Annotated in this window: 18 protein-coding genes and 1 pseudogene; 13 read left to right on the top strand and 6 right to left on the bottom strand. The window is 60.7% G+C overall.

Features of this window, described 5'->3' with window-relative positions; genetic code table 11:
- Positions 1–24: 24 nt before the first annotated feature.
- From PHAMO_RS15300 to PHAMO_RS15290, 3 genes and pseudogenes are all read right to left on the bottom strand, one after another.
- Positions 25–1,362: an IS5 family transposase gene (locus PHAMO_RS15300; protein WP_002730611.1), complete on the bottom strand. Its 1,338-nt coding sequence runs from the start codon at positions 1,360–1,362 to the stop codon at positions 25–27.
- 187 nt (positions 1,363–1,549) lie between these two features.
- Positions 1,550–1,768: pseudogene (locus PHAMO_RS15295) on the bottom strand (IS3 family transposase); the annotation flags it as partial.
- 698 nt (positions 1,769–2,466) lie between these two features.
- Positions 2,467–3,438 (bottom strand): hypothetical protein, encoded by a 972-nt coding sequence (locus tag PHAMO_RS15290; RefSeq protein WP_002730608.1) that lies wholly within the window; start codon positions 3,436–3,438, stop codon positions 2,467–2,469.
- A 125-nt stretch (positions 3,439–3,563) separates the two neighbouring features.
- Between PHAMO_RS15290 and PHAMO_RS15285 the strand changes: the two genes are divergently transcribed.
- Genes PHAMO_RS15285 through PHAMO_RS15230 form a run of 12 tightly spaced genes read left to right on the top strand, consistent with a single transcriptional unit; the run spans position 3,564 to position 21,192 of the window.
- Positions 3,564–5,183 (top strand): VWA domain-containing protein, encoded by a 1,620-nt coding sequence (locus tag PHAMO_RS15285; protein WP_002730606.1) that lies wholly within the window; start codon positions 3,564–3,566, stop codon positions 5,181–5,183.
- A 52-nt stretch (positions 5,184–5,235) separates the two neighbouring features.
- A complete protein-coding gene (locus PHAMO_RS15280) occupies positions 5,236–6,603 on the top strand; it encodes an SrfA family protein (protein WP_002730605.1) in 1,368 nt (455 codons plus the stop codon).
- Between the two features lie 47 nt (positions 6,604–6,650).
- The gene (locus PHAMO_RS15275; protein WP_002730603.1) at positions 6,651–9,668 is read left to right on the top strand and encodes a virulence factor SrfB; all 3,018 of its coding nucleotides are present in this window, start codon (positions 6,651–6,653) and stop codon (positions 9,666–9,668) included.
- Between the two features lie 11 nt (positions 9,669–9,679).
- Complete coding sequence (locus PHAMO_RS15270; protein ID WP_002730602.1) at positions 9,680–12,418, top strand: putative virulence factor; 2,739 nt, start codon at positions 9,680–9,682, stop codon at positions 12,416–12,418.
- A gap of 1 nt (position 12,419) precedes the next feature.
- On the top strand, positions 12,420–13,481 hold the full coding sequence (locus PHAMO_RS15265) for an SEL1-like repeat protein (RefSeq protein WP_002730601.1): 1,062 nt from the start codon (positions 12,420–12,422) through the stop codon (positions 13,479–13,481).
- A gap of 12 nt (positions 13,482–13,493) precedes the next feature.
- Complete coding sequence (locus PHAMO_RS15260; RefSeq protein ID WP_002730599.1) at positions 13,494–15,494, top strand: vWA domain-containing protein; 2,001 nt, start codon at positions 13,494–13,496, stop codon at positions 15,492–15,494.
- A complete protein-coding gene (locus tag PHAMO_RS15255; RefSeq protein WP_002730597.1) occupies positions 15,491–16,183 on the top strand; it encodes an ABC transporter ATP-binding protein in 693 nt (230 codons plus the stop codon). Before PHAMO_RS15260 ends, PHAMO_RS15255 begins: the two co-directional genes overlap by 4 nt.
- Before the next feature lie 4 nt (positions 16,184–16,187).
- On the top strand, positions 16,188–17,426 hold the full coding sequence (locus tag PHAMO_RS15250) for an ABC transporter permease (protein WP_002730596.1): 1,239 nt from the start codon (positions 16,188–16,190) through the stop codon (positions 17,424–17,426).
- Positions 17,383–18,942: an SUMF1/EgtB/PvdO family nonheme iron enzyme gene (locus PHAMO_RS15245; protein ID WP_002730594.1), complete on the top strand. Its 1,560-nt coding sequence runs from the start codon at positions 17,383–17,385 to the stop codon at positions 18,940–18,942. The genes PHAMO_RS15250 and PHAMO_RS15245 overlap by 44 nt, the downstream gene beginning before the upstream one ends.
- Before the next feature lie 12 nt (positions 18,943–18,954).
- Entirely contained in the window at positions 18,955–19,686 is a 732-nt protein-coding gene (locus PHAMO_RS18690) for a hypothetical protein (protein WP_002730593.1), read from the top strand.
- Positions 19,687–19,696: 10 nt separating this feature from the next.
- A complete protein-coding gene (locus tag PHAMO_RS15235) occupies positions 19,697–20,212 on the top strand; it encodes a coiled-coil domain-containing protein (protein WP_155801838.1) in 516 nt (171 codons plus the stop codon).
- A gap of 23 nt (positions 20,213–20,235) precedes the next feature.
- Positions 20,236–21,192 (top strand): S1C family serine protease, encoded by a 957-nt coding sequence (locus PHAMO_RS15230; protein WP_162136966.1) that lies wholly within the window; start codon positions 20,236–20,238, stop codon positions 21,190–21,192.
- Positions 21,193–21,534: 342 nt separating this feature from the next.
- Here PHAMO_RS15230 and PHAMO_RS15225 read toward each other — a convergent pair whose 3' ends face one another.
- From PHAMO_RS15225 to PHAMO_RS19890, 3 genes are all read right to left on the bottom strand, one after another.
- A complete protein-coding gene (locus tag PHAMO_RS15225; protein ID WP_002730589.1) occupies positions 21,535–21,834 on the bottom strand; it encodes a P-loop NTPase family protein in 300 nt (99 codons plus the stop codon).
- A gap of 18 nt (positions 21,835–21,852) precedes the next feature.
- Positions 21,853–22,044, bottom strand: a complete 192-nt coding sequence (locus tag PHAMO_RS15220; protein WP_002730588.1) for a hypothetical protein — start codon at positions 22,042–22,044, stop codon at positions 21,853–21,855.
- Between the two features lie 97 nt (positions 22,045–22,141).
- Positions 22,142–22,423: a hypothetical protein gene (locus PHAMO_RS19890; RefSeq protein WP_002730587.1), complete on the bottom strand. Its 282-nt coding sequence runs from the start codon at positions 22,421–22,423 to the stop codon at positions 22,142–22,144.
- Between the two features lie 1,129 nt (positions 22,424–23,552).
- On the opposite strand from PHAMO_RS19890, the gene PHAMO_RS15210 reads away from it, so the two are divergent.
- Positions 23,553–24,965: an ImmA/IrrE family metallo-endopeptidase gene (locus PHAMO_RS15210; RefSeq protein WP_002730586.1), complete on the top strand. Its 1,413-nt coding sequence runs from the start codon at positions 23,553–23,555 to the stop codon at positions 24,963–24,965.
- The last annotated feature ends 130 nt before the right edge of the window (positions 24,966–25,095 follow it).

The following is a 25,095-nucleotide window of genomic DNA, read 5'->3' as shown; positions in this document are numbered from 1 at the left end:
AAAATTCGGTTCAGCCCTCCGGGATCAGACGAGCTGAGCGTTCAGGTTGTGCCTTTCGGCCCTGAGGACGGCCCGGATCATGGACAACAAAAGCCTCAGCCAGCGGAGCAGGAGGCGGAAGTTGTGTCCGGCGCCGCAGAGGATGGCGTTGATGCGGTCGCCGCTCTTTCCCTTGAGGAAGTTCCGCCCGAGAAGGCCGTCGTTTTTCATGTGGCCGATGACGGGTTCGATGGCGCTGCGGCGGCGCAGTTCGCGGCGAATGGCGTTGGTCGGGGCCTTGTTGCCGGAGATCCAGACCTTGAAGCGATCGAGGCCGTGGCCGCGATAGCCCTTGTCGACATAGATGCGGCGCGGGGTGACGCCGGTCCAGGCTTCGGTGGCCTCGACGGCGGCCTTGAGGGTGTGGCCGTCATAGGGATTGCCGTGGCGGGCATCGATATGCAGGACGAAATGACCGCCGGCAGCCGGGCGATTGGTGGTGGTGACGGTGACCTTGCAGCCGAATTCGTAGGGCTTGGCGGCCTTGCCCTTGCCGATGCATTCGACCTCGGGGGCGTGGAGGGAATAGACCTTCGGCAAGGGGTCGCGGCGCTGTTGGGTCATCACCCGTTCGGCCAGCCACAGGGGGCGCTTGAAGGCGTCGGTCAGGGCCTCGTTGCCGGCGATCTTGCGGCGGATGTCGCGGATCACCCGCCCCAGATAGGTCTTCAGCCGCCGCAATTCGCGGCGCGCCCGGTTGAACTGCTTGGCGTGGGCGTAGCGGCCCTGCTTCATCGCCGCCCTCTTGCCGACGCGGGCGTAGCTCTGGCGAAGGCCGACGCCCCACTCTTGGGCCAGGGCCACTAACTTTTCCCGGGCCCGCTGCATCAGCTTGGCGTCGGTCGGGAAGGTCACCGCCTTGGGCTGAACGGTGGTATCGACCGTCACCCGCTCCATGTCGTCGGCCTGAAGCGCGCCGGCCCGGTGGGCGGCGGCCAGGCTCTCCTGCACCAGGGCCGACAGGTCATCGGCGCCAATGCGCTGGCGCCAGCGGGTCATTGAAGAGCGATCCACCGGCAGGGCGTGCTGGAAGAAGGGTTCGCCGCAGAAATACTGGAAATACGGATCGCAGACCCAGCGATCGCACACCGCCTCGTCGGAGAGGCCGTACATGTGCTTGAGCAGGTGCAATCCCACCATCAGTCGGGTCGGAACACCCGGGCGCCCCGTTTCCGCGTAAAGCGGCGCGAACCGCTCGTCGAAAAAGCCCCAGGCGACCAAACCCGCCAGCCGGACCAAGTCGTGGCGCAGGTTGATGATCTGGTCGAGCCGCGACCGGAACAGGTCGCCCTCGGTCTGCGGCGGTCTCTTGTGCGGCGTCATCTCTCCTCCCCGAGCGGCTCTGAGAGAATGCAATCACAACCGATGGGGGGCGTAAAGGGGCAAGGTTGGGATACGAAATTTGCCGGGAATCGGGGGGACACGACGCCGAATCTGGCAAATTCGATTACTTCGCCACAGCCCCAAACCCAGGTGACAGGCCGGGCTTCGGGTTATTCACGGACGACTAGGAAATGTCGGCGCCCCATTTCTCATTGGCTTGCTCAGCACTGAAATCCTGATCCAGGACATTGGGGGCAACTGGTCCGCCGTGTTCGCTGTCGGTGGTCTTCTTGAAACGGCGCGTCTGCAAGGCTTTCAGGCCATTCTCGCGCATCAGCCGGGCCACGCGGTGACGGCCGATGGAGTGCCCGCATTCGCACAAAACCCGGACATTTCGCCCGTTTCCGCAGCATCGCCCTCAACATCCTGCGGGCCAACGGCATCACCAACATCGCCCGAGAACTCCATGTAAACGCGCTTAACATCGGCAACGCTATCGGATACAGGGTGTCATAGAGAGAACTGAACAGCCCTGGGATGGAACGTGAAATGGAGGAATTGCAGCATGATTACAAATTCGTGGAAGATTCATACGGCGATGACGTTTTACATTTAGTCATTGCTACGATCTATCTGGATAAGTTGATTTCCAACCCGAAAATAGAGAGATAACTCTCCAAAAATCACCCGGAGATACTGAAGGAGTTCGGGGTAATAGTGGCGGCGTCATCCTTGGATCAGTCGATGCCGACGATATAGGGGGCGAATTGGAGAATGGGGACCCGGGGACCCATAGAGCGCGGGGACCGCAGGAGACGCCGTCGTGAGGGGCGGATCAAGTGCGGCGGGGGGATGTCGGCGAACCCGTTCGGAGCCCACCAACTCGGGCGGAAGTCGTTATGGATACCCAAACTTTCGAGTGTGGGCGAGACCTAATCGCAGCCGAAAACTGGCAATGGTCCTTTTATGGTCCACACCAGATCGCGCCGCTATTTAGCGGAATACCTGCAGTCGGGGAACAGCGCTGACCTGTCGAGAGGTGCTTTCTTCGTCTCCAGGGGGCATGGTTTTCATGCTCCCGGATAACTCCAGGCTCGGCTCTGATCAGATATGAAAACTGGTGACGAGCTTGGTTTCTCCCAGGCCAGCTTCCGCGGAGTGGAAGCTCACCTTGCCGTTCTTCTGGATTCGCAGGGTGAAGGGGCTGACTTCGACCCGCTCATCATGACGGCGGAAATGGTTGACTAGAACTCGGTACTCTCCGGCTTGGCTGGGGCGTTTGCTCCAGCAGATGTTCTCAACCGGACTGTCGGTGAGGGCGCAGGGGTGGGCGTTGCGGTCGACGTCCAGGATACCGCCGCAGGCCTGTTTGTTGAAGAAGGAGATTTCCTCACCATTCGGGCATTGCACCCTCAGGTCCAGATCGTTGCGGTCGTTCCATAAGAGCGACACGGTCACCGCGCCAGTTTTGGCGCCGGCGCGGGTCAGGCGGCCCAGGAAACTTTCCTCGCGGGTTTTGGCCTCGGCCTGTTCCAAGGCCTGACGGCGGCGGTCCTCCAGGCGCTTGTGCCAATTTTCGATGAAGGGGCCGACGGTGTCGGCGGCTTCGATGGCCGATCCCTTGTTCATGCCCCAATTGATGACGACCGGCCGTCCGTTTAGGCGGAACAGATGATATTCCACCGGCTTGGGGAAGTTCAGCAGGAGCGGCAAGAGTTGGGCGTAGACTTTGGCCTCGCCCTTGTGGTTGCGGGCGTCGGCCTGAATCTCGGCGCTTAAGGACTGCAGCTTTTCACGCATGACGGTGAGATCGTCGAGAAAACGGGCCTGTTCTTCGTCGCTCAATTCGCCGAAGGGTTCCAAGGAGCCTGTGCTTTGCCCGAACCACATGACGTTCTGGCGCATGGGGTCGAAGCGGGGTAGAGCAAAGAGGGCGGCCGTGGTCTCGTCCCGTCGCTGGCGTAAAAGCTGGAGCAGCTTTTCGGCGTTGGTGGTGACGGCTTCGCCGCAATTGCCTACGAAACTATATTCCCGAACGGTATTCTTTTCGATTAGCTGTACTGCTCGGATAGTCATGCTCGCTCCCTTGAAAGGGGTATGCGGCAACCTTCTATAGAAAAATTTAGCTGCCGTGTAGCCTGACGCTTTTTAGTATGTTATCAAATTGGCCCGCAACGAACTTTTTCCTTGTTGGCGCCAGAATGAGGCATCGTCTTCGTGTTACTCGCGTCGAGGCCGCCCTATATCATCCGATTGTAATCGGGGGGCAGCCCGCCGGCTCATGGCATCCGCAGGTTGATGCGCTGATCAGGCGCTATCATCCGCCGATCATCGCCTCGGTGCTGGCCATGCCCATGCCGACAGCCGATGGCGCAACCATCGAATGGTATTCGGATCTGTCCGACCAGCCGGTTCCCCTGACCCAATTGGCAGCTCCCGCTCGCGCTCAGGCCGAGGCCTTGCTGGCCGAGCGGCTGGCGGTCTTGCGTAATCTGGCGGAGCGGATGGAAATGGAAGCCGATCCGTCTCAGCACAATCTTGTTCAAGCCCTGCGAAGCGCCGCCGTCCAGCCCAAACCCGAGCATGTCTTCGTCATCGGTGGGCAGCCCGTGGTGGTGATGTGGGGGCAAGCGGCGCCGACGCCGGTCGTTGCTCCCTTGGCTGCCGCTGCGGTGGTTGCGGGGCTGCCCTGGTGGCGGCGCGTATGGTTGCGTTGGCTGATACTGGCCTTGCTGCTGCTGCTTTTGTTGGGACTGCTCTTTGGCCTGCGCGGCTGCGGATTGTTTGACCTGCCGCTGGCGGGGCAGACCGAGGCTGGGGCCGATCTCGTCGGACTGAAGGACGAGGAAGGCCGCTTGCGCGACCAAGCCGAGGCTTTGCGCAAGGAACTGCGCCAGCGGCTGGAGTCCTGCCCGGTGCCGGAGGAAAAGCCACGGGCCGAAGCGCCGCCGGCCTTGCCGAAGACCGAGATCACCAAGCCCAATCTTCAGGCCGCCCCTCTCAAGGTCGAGCCCAAGGCAGAGGAGGCACCGAAGGCCGAGCCGAAGAAACTGGAGCCTAAGCCCGAGCCAAAACCGGAGCCAAAGCTCCAGCCCCAGGCTAAGGCCCAAACTCCCCCCCCCCAGAAGCAATCTCAGAACTGCCCGCCTGCCCGCCAGAAGTGGGAGGCGCCCGAGGTGGTGCTGCTGCTGGATGCGTCCGGCAGCATGGCCTTCGCCGCCGGTATTCCGAATTCGGAGATCGAGGACGCCTATCGTCGCGCCAGCGCCGGAGACCGTGCCGCCTTGATGCGGCTGAAGAGCATGATCCAGCCCAATGGCAAGAGCCGTCTGGACATTGCCCGACAGTCGATCCTGGAAACCGTGCCCCAGTTGCCTTCCGACGTGGATGTGGGGCTGGTGGTGGTTGGCGAATGTCAGGGGGCCGATAATTACAAGTTCTTTGCTCCCAATGAGCGTGGTCGCCTGGGCGAACTTCTAAGTAACGTGAGGCCGCATGAGGGAACGCCCCTGGCTCGAGGAATCGAACGCGCCGCGAACATGATGGATGGAAATTCCGTTCCCGGCGTGCTGATCGTGGTGTCTGACGGCGACGAAAGCTGTGGGGGCGATCCTTGCGCGGCGGCTCGGGCTATGGCTCAAAAGAAGCCTAATTTGAAGATCAACTTCATCGATGTGAATGGCGCTGGCCAGGGTAGCAGCGCCTGCGTGGTTGGCCCAAGCGGCGGCAAGGTCTACAAAATGCGCAAGGTGGACGAATTGCCTGAATTGGTGCGTAAGTCCTCGGAGCAGCCCATGGGCGGTCCGGGGTGCAAGCCGTGATGGTTACACAACAGGCCTTTCGGGGCGGAAAGAGCTATAAAGGCAGGGGACGATGGGCACTCCGCTTCTACGCAGTGGCAGCTTGCGCGAATACAACGCGCTTGGGGTTTTAGGCAATCCGGTGTTCGGCGCGTCGGCGCAGCTGTCAGCCACGGTTCGCCGTCAATTAGGTCCAGAAGCGGCGGAAATGCTGGCCGTTCCCCAGATCAACGAGGCTGGGAACCGGGTTGATTGGTACGCTCCTTTCGACGGTCCGGTGGTGCCATGGTCGGCAGCCACAGCAGAGGAGAGAACGGCGGCCTTTGACGCCATGCAGCGCATGCGCAGCCGCTTCGAAGGCCATAGCGCCCAGCTGCGGTCACAGCTGGCGGGCAATGCCAGGGGCGAGACGGCTCCGGAAATCTTCGCCCGCATGCTGCCCCTGGCCATGCATATTCCCGACGAAAGTCACATCCATCTGGTGGGCGGGCGCCCGGTGCTGACCTTCTGGGGCTTCGAACTGCTGCACGCCGCGCCCGGCGGACATGTCATCCGCGATTTGTCTTTGGCGACAGCCACCCCTGCTGCGACGGCGGCCACGGCTGCGGTAGTGGCGGTCCCGTTGGTGGCGGCATCAAGGAGTTGGGGCTGCCTGCGCTGGCTCCTCTTGCCCCTGATCCTTCTGTTGTTGCTGCTGTTTTTGCTGTTCGGGCTGAACAGCTGCGCGGTGCCGCTGCCAGCCTGGGTGGCTTCGGTACCGGGAGCCAGTCTGATTCTGCCTCAGGCGCAGGGTCCGGATGGCTCTATTCCCGGTGTGGTGGTGCCGGGGGTGACGGAGCCGGGGATTGTGGTTCCTGGTGGCGTTGTTGGTTCCGATGATCAGGTCGTGCCTCCTATCGGAACGGAGGGTTCCGTCAAGCCGCCGCAGCCTGACGCCAAGGACGAGAAAGACCAGCCGCAGGACAAGAGCGAACCTCCGGTTCCGCAGCACCCTGACCAGAAGGACCCAAAGGACAAGTCTGCTGACGCCAAGACCCTGCCGCCGGTGGTTCCGCCGCGCCCGGACAAGCCGCCGCTGACCATTCCGGACGAAGCTGCCAAGAACGGCAATACTTCCTTCCTGAACGGCCGCTGGCATTCGCGGACTGGCCTTATGGACAGCGATACCGGGCGACCTCTGGACATGGAATATGATTTTAAGGACGGCAAGGGGACGGCGACCATCCACCGCAGCGATGGAACCTCCTGTACCGCCGGAGCCACCGCAGCCATGGTCGGCAGCAAGCTGATGATCGATCAGAGCGGCGACGTGGTCTGCCCTGACGGCCGGACGTTCGACCGCTCTCGGGTTGAATGCACTCCTGGCAAGAATGGCAAAGCCGACTGCAAGGGGCAGAACGCCAATACCAAAGACGGCTATCGGGTCGAGATTGTAAAGTAGGACGTGTTCGGTTCCCGCTTGGGGCCGTGACGATTGGGGAATAGCAGATGCTTGCGCAACTTATCGAATTCGGCGAAGACGCCACGCTGATCATGCGGACCGGCGTCCAGTTCATGGATTTCGGCCTGACCTTGGATCTGCGCAAGGAAATGCCCGGCCAGTTCAATTTGGGACTGGGCGAAACCGTGGCCCGACTGGCCTATGACGAGGCCAGCGGCAAGACCTTCCTGCCCGGCAGCCGTGAAAGCGCGCAAGTCCATCTCGAGGCCACCATGGAGGACTCGGTCAAGCTGCTGGAGGATCTGTGGCTGCCGGTGCCGTTCCTGCGCCAGCACAGCTCAGTCTTCGTGGCCGGGCCGACCAATTGGGCGCGGGCCCGGCTGATATCCCTGGCTCCCGGCCAAAGCGACGAGCAGGGCAATACCCACCGTCTGGTGCTGTCATTCGACACGAACATCGCCGAGGGAGATATCGAGGGGGCTGCCTATCTGGCCCCCACCCTGTCGGACATCACCGGCGGCGCCCGCTTCGCCTTGGCCTGGCAGGGCCAGGACATGGGCTGGTTCCTGGAACAGTCCTGGGTTTCCAACTGGTTGGGCGAAGTCTTCCGCGACCGTGCCCAGGCCAAGCTGCGCCTTAGCCCCGAAGACATTGAGAAGCAGGAGCGCAAGTTCCGCGCCCACAAGGCCCATTACCTGAACCTGCTGGCCCTGATCGGCTCGAAGCTGCGTCTGCCCAAGATCAAGATACTCAGCAACCGTCAGGGCGATCTGCAAAAGCCCATCCAGGTGGATTTGATCCTGGATGTCGGCAATTCCCGTACCTGCGGCATTCTGATCGAGGACCATCCTCAGGAAACCGACGGCATGAGCCATCGCTACGCTATGGAGCTACGCGATCTGACGCGGCCCCATCAGGTCTATGCCGATCCTTTTGAGAGCCGTATCGAATTCGCCGAGGCGGTGTTCGGTAAGGTGGATCAGTCCTGCCATTCGGGCCGCAATGACGCTTTCCTGTGGCCGACCATCGCCCGGGTCGGCCCCGAGGCCACCCGTCTGGCCGCCCGCCGCCGGGGAACCGAGGGAGCCACCGGCCTGTCCAGCCCTAAGCGCTATCTATGGGACGAAGACCGCTATGAGCCGGGCTGGCGCTTCAACGACGCTTTCAACAAGTCAGAAAGCGAGCCCCATGCCACCGCCCAACCTTTCGGCGCTCTGATCAATGATGTGGGCGAGGCGCTGTTCACTCTGTCCCCCGAAGACCGCTATCAGGTCTTTATGCCTCATTACAGTCGCAGTTCGCTGATGACCTTTATGCTGGCGGAAGTGCTGGTTCAAGCCCTGGGCCAATGCAACAGCCCCGGCCAGCGCATGAAGCAGAGCCACGCCAATACAGCCCGCCAGCTCCGGTCGGTGATCCTGACGGTTCCGCCCTCCATGCCCAAGGCCGAGCGGCAGGTTTTCGAGGAGCGCATGCGTCAGGCCATCGGTCTGGTGTGGAAGTCCTTGGGCTGGCATCCGGCGGAAGATTCTATCGACGGCGATGGCCGCGAACTAGCATGGCCGCCGCTGCCTACCTATAAGACCCAGTGGGACGAAGCCACCGCCGCCCAGGCTGTCTATCTCTATTCCCAGGCGGTCAACCATTTCGGCGGCCGTCCCAACGAATTCTTCCAGGTCATGCGCCGTCCTCGCGCTGGCGACGATCAGAAGACCCTGACGGTGGCCTCGATCGATATTGGCGGCGGCACCACCGATCTGGTAGTGACCGACTATGTGCTCGACGACGGGCGCGGGGCCAACGTCTATATCAATCCGCGCCAGCGCTTCCATGACGGCTTCAAGGTGGCCGGTGACGATATCGTCTTGCAGGTCATCCAGAAGATGGTGGTGCCGGCCATCACCACTGCTTTGAAGGAAGCCGGGCTGTCCGATCCGGGGCCGTTGCTCTCTAAGCTGATGGGCGCCGAGGCCGGCATCGTTCAGCATATGGTGCTGCGTCAGCAGCTGTCCTTGCAGGTGTTCTATCCGCTGGCTCTGCGCATCCTGAAGGAATATGAGAACTACGACCCGGCCTCGGGGGCGACGCCTCTGGCGGCCAATATCGGCGATCTGATCCCCTCCGGCGATCGTCCCTCGGAAGAGGTGTTGGCCTTCTTTGCCCAGGGGGTGCGCGGAGTCTTGGGGGCGCAGGCTCCGACCTTCGATCTGCTGTCGGTACGACTGCCCATCGATCTGGGGCGGCTGCACAAGCTGTTCCTGGAGGACGAGTTCGAAATCAGCAAGACCATCCGCGCCTTGTGCGAGGTGGTCTATCTCTATGACTGCGACGTGCTGCTGATCAGCGGCAGGCCCTCGCAGCTGCCGGGCATCCAGGCCCTGTTCCGCGCTCTGCTGCCGCTACCGCCGGATCGCATCGTGCCCCTGCATAATTTCCGCACCGGCAGCTGGTATCCCTTCCACCGCCAGGAGCGCATCGACGATCCCAAGACCACGGCGGCGGTGGGGGCCATGCTTTGCGTGCTGGGACAGGGACGGGTGCCGAACTTCTTCTTCCGCTCTAATGCCTTTCGCATCCAGTCGACAGTGCGCAAGATCGGCCTTTTGGATCAGAACATGACCATCAAGGACAGCGACGTCTATTACAGTGATGTCGATTTGGACGATGATCTCTATGAGCTGCCAGAAACTCCTTTTGAGATGCGCGGTCGTATGATTCTGGGCTTCCGCCAGCTGTCCTCGGCCCGCTGGGGAGCGAGTCCGCTCTATATGCTGGATTTCTCGGCTGACAACAGCCGGGCTAGGGACGAGCTTTACGGGCGCGATTCCGAAAAGAGCGAGCAGGGCAACGTCTTGTCTGTGACCTTGAAGCGAACCCGCCGTCTCGGCCCGCCCGGTCCCGACGGCAAGCCCATCTACCGTGAGACCTTCGCGGTGGCCAGGGTCGCCACCAATGAGGGCGGCATGGTCTCGCCCTCGGCTCTGAGGATCAGGCTGAATACGCTGAACAGCGCAGGCATCGGCGAGAACAGCTATTGGCTCGATACCGGCAGCATCGTTCGCTAAGGAGACGTGACGTGACTTCATCCCCCGAATCCTTGAGCAAGCGTTGCCTCGATATGGTACAGGGCGTCGATTCCGCCGTGTCCTGGGTCAAGGAGGTTCGCGCCGTTTCGCCCCAGCTTGACCGCGAGGCCGATGGCCTGATTGACCGCCTGCGTCGCAGCCGCAATATGCTGCGCCGTTTGGGCGCTTCGTCTGGGCGGCCCATGTCGGTTGGCTTCTTCGGCATTTCCCAGGCCGGCAAGTCCTACCTGATCTCGTCCCTGGCCAGCGACGACAAGGGCGAGTTGGACACCCTGATGGACGGCGAGCGGCTGAACTTCATCCGCCACGTTAATCCGCCGGGCAAGGGCAAGGAGGCTACCGGTCTGGTGACCCGCTTCACCCGCACGCCGCCTAAGACCACGCCGGGCTATCCGGTGCGACTGATGCTTTGCTCGGAAGCGGATCTGGTGAAGATCCTGGGCAATAGTTTCATGAACGACTTCGATCAGACCAAGGTGTCGTTCGACCTGGACGCCGCCCGTATCCGCAGCCGTCTATTCGAACTGGAGGGCCGCCGTCAGCCCCGCTACACCGGGGGCATGAGCGAAGACGACGTGGTCGACATCAAGGACTATTTCGAGAAGCGCCATTCCAAGCTGGCCGAGGCCCTGAAGGGCGATTATTGGCCCACCGCCATCGAACTGGCGCCCTATCTCCAGGCCGCTGACCGGGCCCAGCTGTTCGCCATCCTGTGGGGCGATATCCCGGAGATGACCGGCGCTTACCTGCGTCTGCGCGAAGGCTTGGACCGCATTGGCCATCCCCGTATGGTGGATGCACCCATCTCCGCCCTGGTCAATAAATCGTCCGCCGGCGAATGGGTGCAGACCAACAGCATCATGAACGTCGATATTCTGAACCGCTTCGGTCAGGACGACCATGACCGACTGGGGGTCATGCCCATCCTTGACGGCAAGCCCGGCGTCGAGGTGGGACTGGCCCGCTCGCTGCTGGCGGCTCTGACCGTCGAGATGGTCTTCGCCCTTGAGGCCCCACCCCAGGCCAAGCTGTTGGAGCAGGTGGATCTTCTCGACTTTCCCGGCTATCGCGGACGTCTGTGCGAGGAATCCATGGACAAGATCCGCCAAAAGCTGGATGGCGACGATCCCATGGCGGCTCTGCTGTTGCGCGGCAAGGTGGCCTATCTGTTCGAACGCTACACCGACGATCAGGAAATGAACGTCCTTGTGATGTGCAGTGCGTCCAGCGAGCAGAACAACATCAACGATTTGGGCCCAGCCCTGGACAAATGGGTGCGGGCCACCCAGGGCGGATCCGCCGAGGAGAGGGCCAAGCGCCGTCCCGGTCTGGCCTGGGCCATTACCAAGTTCGACATGCGCCTGGCCCTGTCGCCGGGCGAGTCCGAGGACAATCTGCGCAGCGGCTGGAGCGGTATGCTGACGGCGGCTTTGCTGGAGCGGTTCCGCGGTTCGGAATGGCTGTCCAACTGGTCGGGCAATGACCCCTTCAACAACATCTTCCTGGTGCGCAAGCCCAGCATGGCGGCCAGCATCATCGAGACTGCCGATGGAAAGCTGGGGGCCGAGATCGGCATCGCGCAAAGTCAGGTGCAGCGTATGGCGATGATGCGTCGAACCTTCTCCGAGGTGGAGGCGGTACGCAAGCATGTGCGCGAGCCGGAGTCCGCTTGGGATGCCATGATGGCTCTGAACGACGGCGGCATGGGGCGTCTGGCCTCCTATCTGGAGGGGGTCGCTATCCCCGAGGCCAAATATTCCCGCATCGAAGAGCAGGTGGAGGGCCTCTGCTTCGATCTGTCCAGTTCGGTACTGGGCAGCTATTTCCGTGCCGACGGCGCCGACGAGGTGGAGCGCAAGAAACAGATCGTCGAGAAGGTGCTGAAGGCTTTGGGCCAGCGGCCTACGTCCTTCGGCGCGCTCTTGCACGCCCTACAGCCAACTGCCGAGCATGTACGCTCCCTCTATCTGCGGGCCGACCAGCTGGTGGTCGAGCCGGAGCCGGAAGAGGTGATGGTTCTGCCCGTCGATGACGGGCTGATCAGCTTGGATGATTTCGGGTTCGGCACCGAGGAGGTCAAACCCTCTCCGGCTCCGGTGCTGGGTACCGCCGCCGGCAGTGGTCGCGCCGCCCGCTTCAGCCGGGCGGTGATCAGCGATTGGATCGGCACTCTGCGCGAGCTGCCCGATGATCACGGATTGCTGCGTATGCTGGGGCTACCCGCCGACATCCTACAGGCGGTGGCCGAAGAGGTGATCACCGGAGCCATGCGCTATCGCCTTGAGGAAAAGATGGTCGCGGCCCTACAGGCCGCCGAAGAGCATGCCGCCGCTACCCGCAACAAGCTGGCGGGGCAGCAGGTCTTGGTGGCCGACACCCTGATCACCGATTTCGTCGATTATCTCGGCTTCTCTCGGTTGCCGCTGGCGGAGCGCCCCAAGGGCGATCCTCGCATTCCCTCTCCAGACGGAGCCGAACGCCGCGTCTTCAGTCCAGTGGTGTCGGTCAAGTCTGGGGCCTTGCCCGAGCTGACTCCTAAGCAGCTGAACTATTCTGGCATTTATATCCTTGATTGGTTCGAGGCCTTCCGCAACACGGCCATTGGCAATGCTGGACATGCGGCGGGCAGCGAGATCCCTCCCGAGCAGAACGATCGGCTTGGGGTAATTTTGGAGCAGATTACCGGAGCGACCCTGGGTCACGCTCCGGCCAGCAGTGGAGCGGCCTGACATGGCTTTGAAGATCGAACTCGGCCTCGACCGGGACCGCGGCCCGGGCTATGGGCTGCTGCGCATCGCAGGGGCGCCGGTTGCCGCCGGTCCGTTGGAGGTTTCGATTCAGTCGAACCAGAAGGGCCAATTCCTGGGAGCTGATGGCGGCTGGCAGAACGCCGAGGCTTGGCATGCCCTGAACGCCAGGGCCGATGGTGCCGGCGTGGTGGTGCCGGTGGGACCGGAAATGGTGGACCCCATCGCCTCTTTGCCGCCCAACTGCATCTTGCGCCTGAAGGTGAAGGGCCTGAATGACTTCGGCGGCGTCACTGTGCGTGGCCTGCTGCCCTCTTCCGCCTCGGGCAGCCGGCCGGCCGGCGAAGGGGATCGGGTCGTCCACGAGGAGCCTGTGCCGGAACCAATGGTGCTGACCGCTCCGGTCGAGGATCGTCTGTCGATGCAGCCGGTTGAGCCTCCTATTGTGCCCAAGGGCAAGCCGCCCCTGGGGCTGATCATCGGCGGCATTGTCGCCGCTCTGGTGGTGGCTGGTGCGGCTGCGGGCTTTTTCCTGTTCAAGGGCGACAAGAGAGAGACCCCGCCGCCGGCCACGGCCATGGCAGAGGCTCCGGTCAATCCTGCTCCGGTGACGCAGGCTCCGAGCGAGATCAACAGCCGCGAGGATGTGGCGAAATTCATCCAGTCCAATCCCAGCTCCGCCGACGCCTTGGCTGCCGCCGCTAAGCTGGCGGACAAGGATAAGCTCGATCTGGCCATGCTGGTTTATCAGCATGCCGCCCGGAGCGGCAGCCAGGAGGCCAATATGGCTTTGGGCCATATGTATGACCCCGAGACCTGGACCGCCAAGACCAGCCCCATGCCCCAGGCCGACGCCGAGACAGCGGCCTATTGGTACGAGCCCGCCGCTCAGGCCGGCAATGTGGAGGCCGAGCGTCGTTTGGGGCAGATTCTGGTGCAGCTCAATCCTTCGGGCTTCCAGCGGGACAAGGGCCGCGACTGGCTCAGCAAGGCCGCCGCCGCCGGCGACGCCAAGGCCAAGGCCGCTCTGGATGCCGTGAAATAAGGAAGCATCCCCATGCGCATTCTGGCCTCCATCACCCTTTGCGTTATGCTGTTGGGACTGGCCATTCCGGCTTTCGCCGCAGATCACACACCTTTGCTGATGGATGGCAAGAAAACCCTCTATCAGCGGGTCTTGACCCGTCCCGGCGCCTCGCTGAAGCGGGAGCCAGGCGATGGGCCGGGGGCGCAGCAGCCAGCCATGACCCGGCTTTATGTCTATTCGCGTAAGGCGGTGGGTGACAAGACCTGGCTGGAGGTGGGGCTGACCGCCAAGGGGCATGCAGATGGCTGGCTGCAAGACGATGTGACCCTGCCGTGGAATCAGCAGATGGCTCTGGCCTTTACTAATCCGGCGGGTCGCGAACGCTCCTTGCTGTTCAAGGAGCGCAAGGATCTTCAGCCCATCGTCGAGGCCGACAAGCCCGATACCGTCCTGTCGCCCCTGCGCAAGGCGGCTCTGTCGGGCAAGGGCGATCCTCGCGTGGTCGCGGTGGAGCCCGAGACCTATGTGGATATCTCGAAGCATTTCTACCTGCTGCCGATCATTCAGGCCGAGGAAACCCTGACGGGCAGCGGCAACCGGGTGCGGGTGCTGCAGGTGGCTTCGGTCTCGGCCCAAGACGAGTCCAAAAAGCCTGCCGCCGACGCCAAGGATCACGCCAGCGTGCTGCGCAACTTCAGCGCCTCGGTGGTGTTCGTGGTGGATTCCACCATATCCATGAACCCCTATATCGACCGGGTCCGCGCGGCGGTGAAGCGTATCTATGACCGGGTCGGCAAGGCCGGGTTGAATGATCGGGTGAAGTTCGGGCTGGTGGCCTTTCGCTCCAACATCCAGGCGGTGCCCAAGCTGGATTATGTCTCGAAGGTCTATGCCGATCCCACCCAGGTGAAAGACGGCAATGATTTCCTGGCCCGCGTCGCCGACGTCAAGGCTGCCTCTGTTTCCTCGGCCCGGGTGGACGAGGATTCTTATTCCGGCGTCATGACTGCCTTGACCGGCATCGACTGGACCCGCTTCGGCGGGCGCTATGTGGTGCTGATTACCGACGCAGGCTCCCTGAAGGGCAATGATCCCTTGTCCGGCACCCATCTGGATGCCGAGCAGATCAGGCTGGAGGCCCAGCATCGCGGCGTGGCCCTTTACGCCCTGCATCTGCGCACCGACGAGAGCAAGCCCGACCATGCCGGCGCCGAGGCGCAGTACAAGGCCTTGACCACTCATCCCTTGCTGTCCCAACCCCTCTATTATCCCGTCGAGGGCGGCTCGGTGGAGGGGATGGGCCAGATGGTCGATACTCTGGCCGACGCCATCGTCGATCAGGTCAATGCCGCCTATCGCGGCGAATCCGTGGCCGGTAGTGCCACTACCGCCGACGCCTCCTACACCCGCGCCACCGCCGAAGGCGATAAGGCCAAGGCCAAGGCCAAGGATTCTTCGGACCGCCTGCGCCGCGATGCCGCCATGCTGGGCTATGCCATGCAGCTAGCCTATCTGGGCCGCACCGAAGGCACCACCACCCCGCCGCTGTTCAACGCCTGGATTTCCGACCGCGATCTGGCCAAGCCCGAGGTGCCCACCACCGAGGTGCGGGTGCTGCTGACCAAGAACCAGCTGTCCGACATGCAGCAGGTGCTGCAAAGCATCCTCAAGGTTGGGCAGGCGGCCCAGCTGTCGCCCAACGACTTCTTCGCCAAGATGCGCTCGGCGGCGGCGGTGCTGGGGCGCGATCCCAACGCCATCAACAATCCCAATGCCACCAAACTGGCCGATCTGGGGCTGATGGGCGAATATCTCGACGGCCTGCCCTATCGCAGCAAGATCCTGGATATCGACCAGCAGCTCTGGTCCAGCTGGAGCATCAGCCAGCAGCAGGCCTTCCTGGACGAGGTGCAGCGCAAGCTGCGGCTCTATCAGATTTACCATGACGACGTGGATCGTTGGGTAGCTTTGGACGGCGGCGCCGATCCGGGCGAAGCGGTCTATCCGGTGCCCCTGGATGCTCTGCCGTGAGTCTGCTGACGCTCCGAGACCTGACCTGCCTGCGCGGTTCGGGGCCTGGAGCCTTTCGCCTGGAGATTCCCGCCCTTAGCCTTAATGGCGGCGAGGCGGTGGCGATCACCGGACCCAGCGGCTGTGGCAAGAGCACCTTGTTGGACTTGCTGGGGCTGGTGTTGCGTCCTCAAGCCGGGGAAGGGGGGTTTCGCTTCGACGGTCAAGATGTGGCGAGCCTATGGCGGAGAGGAAAGTCCGACATCCTGGCAGCCATGCGGGCGTCTCGCATCGGTTATGTCTTGCAGACCGGCGGCCTGCTGCCCTTTCTATCGGTGCGGGGCAATATCGCTTTGTCGCGCAAATTGTTGGGGCTACCCGAGGACGGTCTGACCGAGGCTTTGGTCACGGCGCTGAAGCTGGAGCCCTTGCTGAACAAATTGCCGCGGGCTCTGTCCATCGGTGAACGCCAGCGGGTGGCCATCGCCCGCGCCTTGGCGCATCGGCCGACCCTGTTGCTGGCCGACGAGCCGACTTCGTCCCTCGACCCGGCCAACGCCGATACTGTCATGACCCTGTTGCTTCAGCTGGTGACCAAGATGGGCGTCAGCGCCATGGTGGTCAGCCATGATTGGGCTTTGATGGAACGCTACGGTCTGCGCCGTATCGAGGCCGAGCTGGCGGGTGGCGTCACCCGCTTTCGGAGCTGAAGCCATGACTGTCGCTCCCCGCATCCGCTCGACCCTTTTCACCGCCATGGGGCTGGCTTGGCGAGACCTTCTCCATGAATGGCGCATCACCGCCTGTCTGGTGCTGGCCCTGGCGGCGGTTCTGACGCCGCTGCTGGTGCTGTTCGGCCTGAAGATGGGCGTCATCACCACCATGAGCGAACGCCTCCTGCGCGATCCCCATAACCTGGAGGTTCTTCTGGTGGGCTCGGGGCGGCTGGAGCCGGCATGGTTCGAGGCGTTGCAGGCTCGGCCCGAGGTGGGGTTCTTGGTGCCGCGTACCCGCTCCCTCTCGGCCACCCTTGATCTGATGGCCGGCGGCGGCATGGCTCTGACCGCCGTCGAGATGATCCCCACCGCCAACGGCGATCCCCTGCTGGGGCCGAAGCTGCCGCCTTTGTTCGGCCCCGGATCGGTGCTGCTCAGCCAGTCTGCCGCGCAAAGCCTGGGAGTGGTGGCTGGTGGCCATGTCACCGCCGTGGTGGCCCGCACCGTCAAGGGCGAGCGTCAGGTCGCTCGCTTCGTGCTGACCGTGGCCGGGGTGGTGCCGGAAAGCGCCTTTGGCCGGGATGGCGTCTTCGTACTCAACCCGCTTCTGGTGGCCACCGAGGATTTCCGTGACGGTTTCGCCGCACCATTGCTGGGGGCGTCCGAGAACGATCCGCCGCCGCCAACAGGCCCCCGCAGTTACGCCAGCGCCCGGCTGTTCGCCAAGGGCTTGGACGATGTGGGGCCTCTGGCCGACCGTCTGCGCGCGCAAGGGATGGAGGTGCGCACCCATGCCGCCGAGATCGAGACGGTCAAAAGCATTGATCGGGTACTGGGCTTCATCTTCGGGGTCATCGCCGCCATCTCGGTGATCGGCTACGGCCTGTCCCTTTCCGCCAGCCTGTGGGCCAATGTGGATCGCAAGCGCAAGGATCTGGCGCTGATCCGTCTGATCGGCTTTTCGCGGGGAGCGGTCATGGCCTTTCCCGCCACCCAGGCCCTGCTGGTGGCCCTGATCGGCTGTGCCTTGTCCTTGATGGCCTATTGGGGCGTTTCGCTCCTGTTCAACCACGCTTTATCCAGCAATCTGGCCGACAATGAATTCGTCTGCCGCCTGCCGCAGCTCTATGCCGTCATCGCCGTTGTGGCGACGGCGGTCCTGGTTCTGGCCGCTTCCACCATAGGAGCCTACCGTGCATCGCTCATCGATCCGGCAGAAAGCCTGCGCGATCTTTAGTCTGGCCCTGCTGGGGCTGACCTCCACGGCTGTTCAGGCCGCCGACGCTCCGGCCTGGGAAGACAAATACGTCAACCCCAAGCCTCTGGCCGACGACGTGGTGCTACCCATGCCCTGCGGCGGCAGCATGGTCTTCCGCAAGGTCGAGGTGCCTTCCAACGGGCCCCTGGACGATTATCCCATTTCCATCGGCGGGACCGACGAGGGCAGAGGTTACAGCGAGGGGGCGCACAACGCCTATGTGGCCGGAGCCTTTCCGGCGGGCAAGACTCTGCGCTACACCCTGATGGCTAAATACGACGTTACTGACCTGCAATGGGCGGCAATGATGGAGGGGGACTGCCCGACGCCGTCCCTGGTCAAGCGCATGCCCAAGGTGGAGATAGGCTGGTTCGACGCCGTCTCCTTCGCCGACCGTTACAGTCAATGGCTACGCAAGAATGCCTTGGCCAAGCTGCCCAAGGACGGCGGCGAGGTGGGCTATCTGCGTCTGCCCACCGAGGTGGAGTGGGAATTCGCCGCCCGTGGCGGCATGAAGGTCTCGCCCTCCCAGTTCCAGGATCGTCTGCCGCCCATGACCGAAGGCCTGTCCAAACAGGTCTGGTACGCCGGCAGCCAGTCGGCCAACGGCAAGCTGCAGTTGGTCGGCTTGCTGGAGCCCAATTCGCTCGGGCTGTTCGACATGCTGGGTAATGTGGACCAGATCGTGCTGGAGCCCTATCGCCTGAACAAATTGTCCCGCGATCACGGCCAGCCCGGCGGCTTTGTGGTGCGGGGCGGCAATTATCTGACCGCCGAGCAGGATATCCGCAGCTCCTATCGCCAGGAACTGCCGCTCTATGACGGCGAGGGACCGCGCCGTTCGAAGACAACCGGCTTTCGTCTGGTGGTGGCCGGGCCGGTGCTGACCTCTGCCGACAAGCTGAAAGAGGTCCAGGGCGCCTGGGATAAACTGGGCGCCGTCTCGGCTGCCGCCGCGACGCCTGCCGCCGATCCGGTGGAGGAGCTCTCCAAGATCGCGAAGTCGGTGGCCGACCCCGCCACCCAGGCCCGTCTGCAGTCGGTAAGCCTTACCTTGCGCGCCAATATTGCCTCACGGGATGAACAACGGGACCGCGCGGTGCGTACCAGTCTGCGTCTGGGGGCCTTCCTGGGGCGGAAACTTGCCGATGACAGTAAGGCCGTCGAAACGCTGGCCAAGATCTACAAAACCCGCGTCGATGCCGGTCAGGCCGACGACCCTCGCACCAAAAATTTCAAGGACGAATTGGATAAAGAACAGACGGTTCTCGACGATATCCTGCGCTATTATGCCGATACTCTTCTTCGCACGGCCGATGATTATGGCGAAGAGGTGGTACGCAAGCAGTACGACCTTCTCCAGGTGGAATTGCAAGGGTTGGGCTTGGCTGAACTGAAGCCTTTCGTAGAAAAACACATGGGCCACTTGACGGCTTATCGAAAGGATCACAAGGTTGCCCGCAATCTGTGGCTTAAAAATTGGAACACGATGTAGCCGGGGGATCACATGATCAAGGCGTCCATTCTTCGTCCCGTTTCCGCCATTGTGGCGGCCTGCTTCCTGCTGGCGGCTTGCGCCACCGATGGCAATAAGCCAGGGGCCGATCCCAATGGTCAGCTGTCTCCCGATGAGCAGCGCCTGCGTCAACAGGCCAACACCTTCAACCAGACCGTGGCCGAGGGCGCGGTGGTTGGCTGCATCGCCGGCACGCTGCTTGGCCTTTTGGTGGCAGGTAAGAACAGCAAGGGCGAGGGAGCCGCCGTTGGCTGTGCCGCTGGTGCTGCAGTCGGCGCCGGAACCGGAGCCGTGGTTGCCAACAAGCAGGAGCAGTACGCCAACACCGAACAGCGCTATAACGCCCAGATCGACGAAGTCCATAAGGACAACGAGCGTCTGGCCGCGCTGATTCAGACGGCGCGCAGCACCATCGCCACGGACCGCAGCCGTATCGAGCAGATCGATGCCGATCTGGCTGCCAAGAAGATCACCATGGCCGAGGCCAAGAGCCGTATGGCCCATGTGGATGAAAATACAGCCTATCTGCAGAAGACCATCGCCTCTCTGAAGGAACGCCGCGACAAATATGTGGCTAACGCTAAGCAGAATCAGGCCGGAACCTCGGTCGCCGAGCGGGCCAAGATGGACGGCGAGATCAAGAATTTGCAAACGCAGATTGCCCAACTGGACGATCAGTTGAGCAGTCTGGTGACGCGCCGCAAAGTTTCGAACGTCGGGTAAGGGGATGACGATGAACAGCAACGCTTTGCGCGCCGGTGTCTGCATCGCGGCCCTGTCTTTTGCTTTGGTGGGATGCGCCACCAACGACGATCCGGCCAAGGGCGGCTTCTTCTCGGGGGTTAAGAACCTGACCGATGGCACCTATAGCCAGCGGGTGGACGAGCGTAAGAAGACCCTGGAAGACGCCCAGGATCAGAACACTCAGCAGCAGCGCAGCCTGGACCGCGCCAATTCCGAACGCGACGCCGTCGCTGCCCAGCGCACCGCCTCTGAAACCAAACTGGCCACTATGAACAAGGATCTGGCGGCCATTCGCAAGAAGCTGGCTTCGGCCAATAGCGCCAAGGCCAAGGCCAAGAAGGACGTCGTCGACCTGCAACAGCAGGTGGAGGAACTTCAGGCCAAGGTCGATACGGTCAAGCAGGACAGCTTCACGCCCGACGCCGAGAAGAAGGCCCGCCTTGATACCTTGCAAAAGGAGAAAGAGGCTCTTGAGAGCCAGGTCGATATGGCCTTGCATCGCTGATTAGGATGGAAGCGGGGATGGCCATGATGGATCGTAAGCTCGCCGTATGTTTGGCGTTTCTACTTGGCCTGTCCCTGCCTGCAATGGCCGAGGCCGGCCCCGAAGTCGCCGCCCAGAAGCAGCGCAATCAGGCCCTACAGGAATATGTCGGCAAGCTGCAGACCATGCTCAAGGGAGATCCTTGCGCCACGCCGGTCGAGGCTCAGGCCCTGCTGATGTCCGATCCCACCTCCTCAGCGGTCCAGCCTTCTGCTGACAAGGCCTATCAGGCACCAGACAAGGCGTCGCCTCAACCGGTCTCCAATGGCAAGGCTCTGGATCGTCAGGACTTGGTGGAACGGCTCCACAAAGCGGTGGTGTTGGTGATCGCCGATCACGGGACTGGTTCGGGCTTCTTCGTCGCCCCCAATCTGGTTGTGACCAACAATCATGTGGTGGAGACCAGCAAAGGCTCCGAGGTGGTGGTCATCGGCCAGGGGCTTTCCGGTCCCCGTCCGGCCAAGATATTGACTCATGTGGCCGGACAGGGCTTCGGTGCCCGCGACTATGCTTTGCTACAGGTCGAAGGGCCGGGCGTGGCTCAGGTTCTGACCCTGACCGACAAGGTCGAGGAGTTGGAGAAAGTGGTGGCCGCCGGTTATCCCGGCCTGCTGCTGGATAACGACATGGCTTTCCGCTCCCTGCTGAAGGGCGACCTAAAGTCCATGCCGGAATTGGCCATGAGCCAGGGCACGGTGATGGCTTTACAGAACAGAGACCGTTTACTGACCATCGCCCATTCTGCGCCAATCTCCGGTGGCAACAGCGGCGGACCGCTGGTGGATCAATGCGGCCGGGTTGTGGGCATTAACACCTACATCAATGTCTCGGTCCAGCAGGCCAGCAGCGCTGGCTTCGCCATCGCCGCAAAGGACGTTATCGCTTACCTGCGGGAAAATGGCGTTGCGCCCTCCACGGTGGACGGAGCCTGTGGGGATTAGGCCAAAGACGGTCTGGTTTTTGTCCAACATGCGATGCGGATCATGCTGAAGGAGGGATTTCAGTCTTCCTGAGGTTTCCGCCATGTTGGACTGCGTTATCGCCACCCCCGCTGCCATAGATCTGATCTGCCGTTTAACGCTTACCGCTCGGCGGGCGGAGGGTACGGGGTCTCATAGGGAGAACTGAACAGCCCTGGCTTGGAGAGCATCTCGAGCCGCTTCCGCCCCAACAAGTATCGAAGATGTAATTTCAGCTTCTTTTTGCACAAAATACCGCATTCATCGGAGATTTTTACAAAAATAAGCAAAAAATCATGGCTAATTCGGCGGAAAATCTATTTATTATAGTATTATGCAAGTCACTAATGCTTGGTTTAGTGACTGCATTAATCCCATGATATAGGCATACTTACCAAGGAAGATATGAGTTGGGGTGTCAGCGAAGACAAAGCTGTCGAGATCCTTCAAGACCGGAAACCTGGCGCAGCGCATGCGATAGCTGATCGACTTGGCTTGGCGATGGACCCGTTCGGCGCGGATCAGGCTGGCGAGAAGCGGATAGATCTCGTCCCGGCAGACCAGCCCCTTTCCGGCGATCTCATCGAAGCTGGCGCGCATGCCATAGAGCTTGAGCTCGCTCATGGCCTCCAGAACGATCCATCAGGCGACCCTCCAGAGGCTGTCGTAACGGCCGCAATCGGCCAAGGACTCGATGGTCAGCCGCAGGGCATTGGGGGTGATGACGCTGGGCAGAACGGGCGGCTGGTGACGGCGGGCGAGGATGCTCAGGATCACATCGTCATTCCACCGGCGTCGACGTTCGACACTCGTCATCACATGAACCGGAGCCATCGCACCGTCTTTAGCAGTGCTGCAAACACCGGTGCTTGCAGCGATGCCAAATTACCTCAGATTAAATCACGGCCGAAAAGACGGCCCACACCGGCTTTCAATTACCCACAAGTCCATCGAGAGCGAGCATGGCGCCCAGTTTTATATCGGTCAGGCGGGAGAGGCCCCTCCACATGACCATGTTTCCTGGTGGAGGGTCGCTGGCTCGGGCGAGGTAACCGCCAAGCCGAGCGATTTTGATCAAATACGCATCGAGCGTTTTTTGCGGTTCATGCGCAGCCGGCTTGTCGAGGACCAGACGGTCGAGCAGGACAGCCTCCTCCTTGGTCAAGGCGACACCGGGATCTGCGCTCGGCGATGATCTGTTCAGCATCGTCATCCAAAACACCCGCCAACTCAGGATGCAGAAGACGGCGATCAATCTCACCAGGCGTTCGGCCGTCTTCAGCCGGGCAGCCTGATTTCAGGATTTTATGGAACACCTCGATTTTCCACCGCAGAGCATACCAATTGAGTTTCTCGATGGCCTCCTCGCGGGAATTGACGGGTAAATCGGTGATGAGAGGTGGCCCCGTCCGTTTGGACAGAATGGCGGGTTGGTTAAGCTATCGCCTACACCGCCAGAAATTCCTCGAGAGGAAGATGGCAAACGTCAAAAACGAAACCCCCGCAAGGAGTTAGCTTGCGGGGGTTTGGATCAGATCTCGCATTGGAGCGAGTTATAACGAAAGTGGTTGCGGGGGCGGGCAATGGCCGAGAAAGGCATTCATTAACGACTTCAATCTGAAGCCTGAAGTATGGATCAGGAGGGAGTATGATACCTTGGCCGAGATAACGGAGAGGGGACAACGGATGTGCGACAATATCTCGCAAAGATTCTCACATGACAAAAATAGGGGCATGGGGTAGCCTTTTCCCCCTATAGGTGTGGAGTGCGGAATGTTGCCTGAGTGCTTAGATACGGAAATTGTCGTTAGCCCTTCGGATATGCTCAAGACATATCGTGCGCAATATCCGGTAAAACCTATGCAGAGAGAACCAAACAATTCGGATGAGACTATCCAAATAAAAATGGCGGATGGGATGCATGAGTTCCCATGCGCTCCCGCTTCAGTCGAACGGTTCCCCTGCATAACATCGATGCCGACCACATCCAAAATTGCAGAAACGTCTCGCTACCTTTGGGTAATCCGACCCGAAGATTTTCCGATCGCACTTGAGGCCTGCCCCTGGGGACAGGCTTTAGAAGGAAAATGCATAAAGCATTCCAATCTGACAGGAGGAAAACAAGCTCACTCCGGGGGTGAACTTTGGTTTTTTGAGAAAGACAAAATAATAGTGAATGCGAATTCAGGAAGATACGGCGCTTCATCAAACGAAGAATTTTGCGTCATTGTCGATTCCCTTAGGAAGTCTGGATACCACGTGGCGTCGATGGGCTTTGACATAGACAATGCGTCAGTTCCGAACTCCGTTCTCCTCGGAGCGCCGTCCTGGGAGGCCCCAATATGACGGTAGATGAGCTGAAGGCCGTGTTTGGCGCGGATAGCAACGGAGAAACAGCGGAAGAGCGTGCGTCCACGTCTCAAACGCAGTTCGTCCGAAGTCAGCACCAATTGTCTTTTTATAAAGAAAATGCAACTGGACGCAAAATCAATGCAAAGGAAGCACTGCGCCTCTTCGGCTGGAATACCCTGAAGCACCTTGCGGACAAACTATCAACACCCATTCTTGAGAACAAGGACGAACCCTACCGCTCCATCCAAAATCAACTTAATAGCCTTGGATTAGAGCTTGATTTTGTCGCAAAAAAAATTCACTGGACGGACGAAAGCATTAATAGATTTAAAGAACGCAGGCAAGTTTCATTTAGAGACCTGGAAAAGATATCAAGAACACTTGGACTCAATGAAGACTATCTTGGGAAGAATATTAATTCGTCAGAAGCCAACACTTTAGGAATTCGTCTTAGGAAGCTGCGCTCCAGCGATAGCGTGAAGTTTACGGAGAATACGGCACTCCGCCTTGCGGAAGCCGCCTGGACCATCCAGAAGCAAAATGAAATCTCCGCTCTATACGAGAGAAATCGCAACGACCCTAGGGGCGATTTCTCGCCAGAACCAGATTATGGGGATAAATGGCACCCAGATTACAAAGTTGGTTATGAGCTTGCGCAAAAAGCAAGAAAAATACTAGGAATAAAAGAAGGCGATCCCGTCTTATCGATTAAAGAAGTAATCGAGGATTGGTTAAGGATTCCCGTTATACAACTTGAGCTCCACTCATCATTTGCCGGAGCAACAGTTGCCGCAGGAGATCATCGAGGCATAGTAATCAATGTGACCGGAGAAAATAAAAATCCATTGATCCGCCGCATGACGATGGCCCATGAACTCGGCCACCTTCTATGGGATCCCGACGAAAAATTACAAAAAATTACGATCGACGGCTACAATCTCATTAACAAAGACGTGGGAGAGACTTCGCTCGACCATGTAGAGCGCCGCGCAAACGCCTTTGCGATTGAGTTTCTAGCTCCGGGAGCGGCCATTATAAATGAGTTCAGGACCGCCGGTGAGGGGAGCACGGGACTTGAGAGCATCATTGCAAAATATGGGATCGGCAGAATGGCTGCTGGGTATCACTTGGCGAACTCAAGCAACCATCAGATAGATGCAGACCATATAAAAATTCGCAATCCAGATTTCAGTGAATGGGAGGGAAGAGAGTCTTTGGCTGTCCCCCTTTTTCAGCCAGAGAGCGTTCCAATATCGCGTCGCGGTCGCTTCGCTTATTGCATTGTTTGCGCATTGGACAATGGTTTGATTTCTCGCGACACCGCAGCAAGTCTTTTTGGATGCAGTGAACGTGAGCTCCACTTGGCGATCAAAACAACAAGAGACTACATCTCCCCTGCATAAGTTATGCATCACTATACATACCAGAATACACATCAATTACCGAGCGATTAAGGCTGTTTCTTGAGTATCTTTGCTCCCTCATTTTCTGAGATGGATATGGTCTAACAGTTGGGCCACACTGCCTCGATGC

This window comes from Magnetospirillum molischianum DSM 120 (genome assembly GCF_000294655.1).
GTDB lineage: Bacteria > Pseudomonadota > Alphaproteobacteria > Rhodospirillales > Magnetospirillaceae > Phaeospirillum > Phaeospirillum molischianum.
The sequence above is the reverse complement of the archived record's forward strand: the minus strand, read 5'-3'. Positions and strand labels throughout refer to the sequence as shown.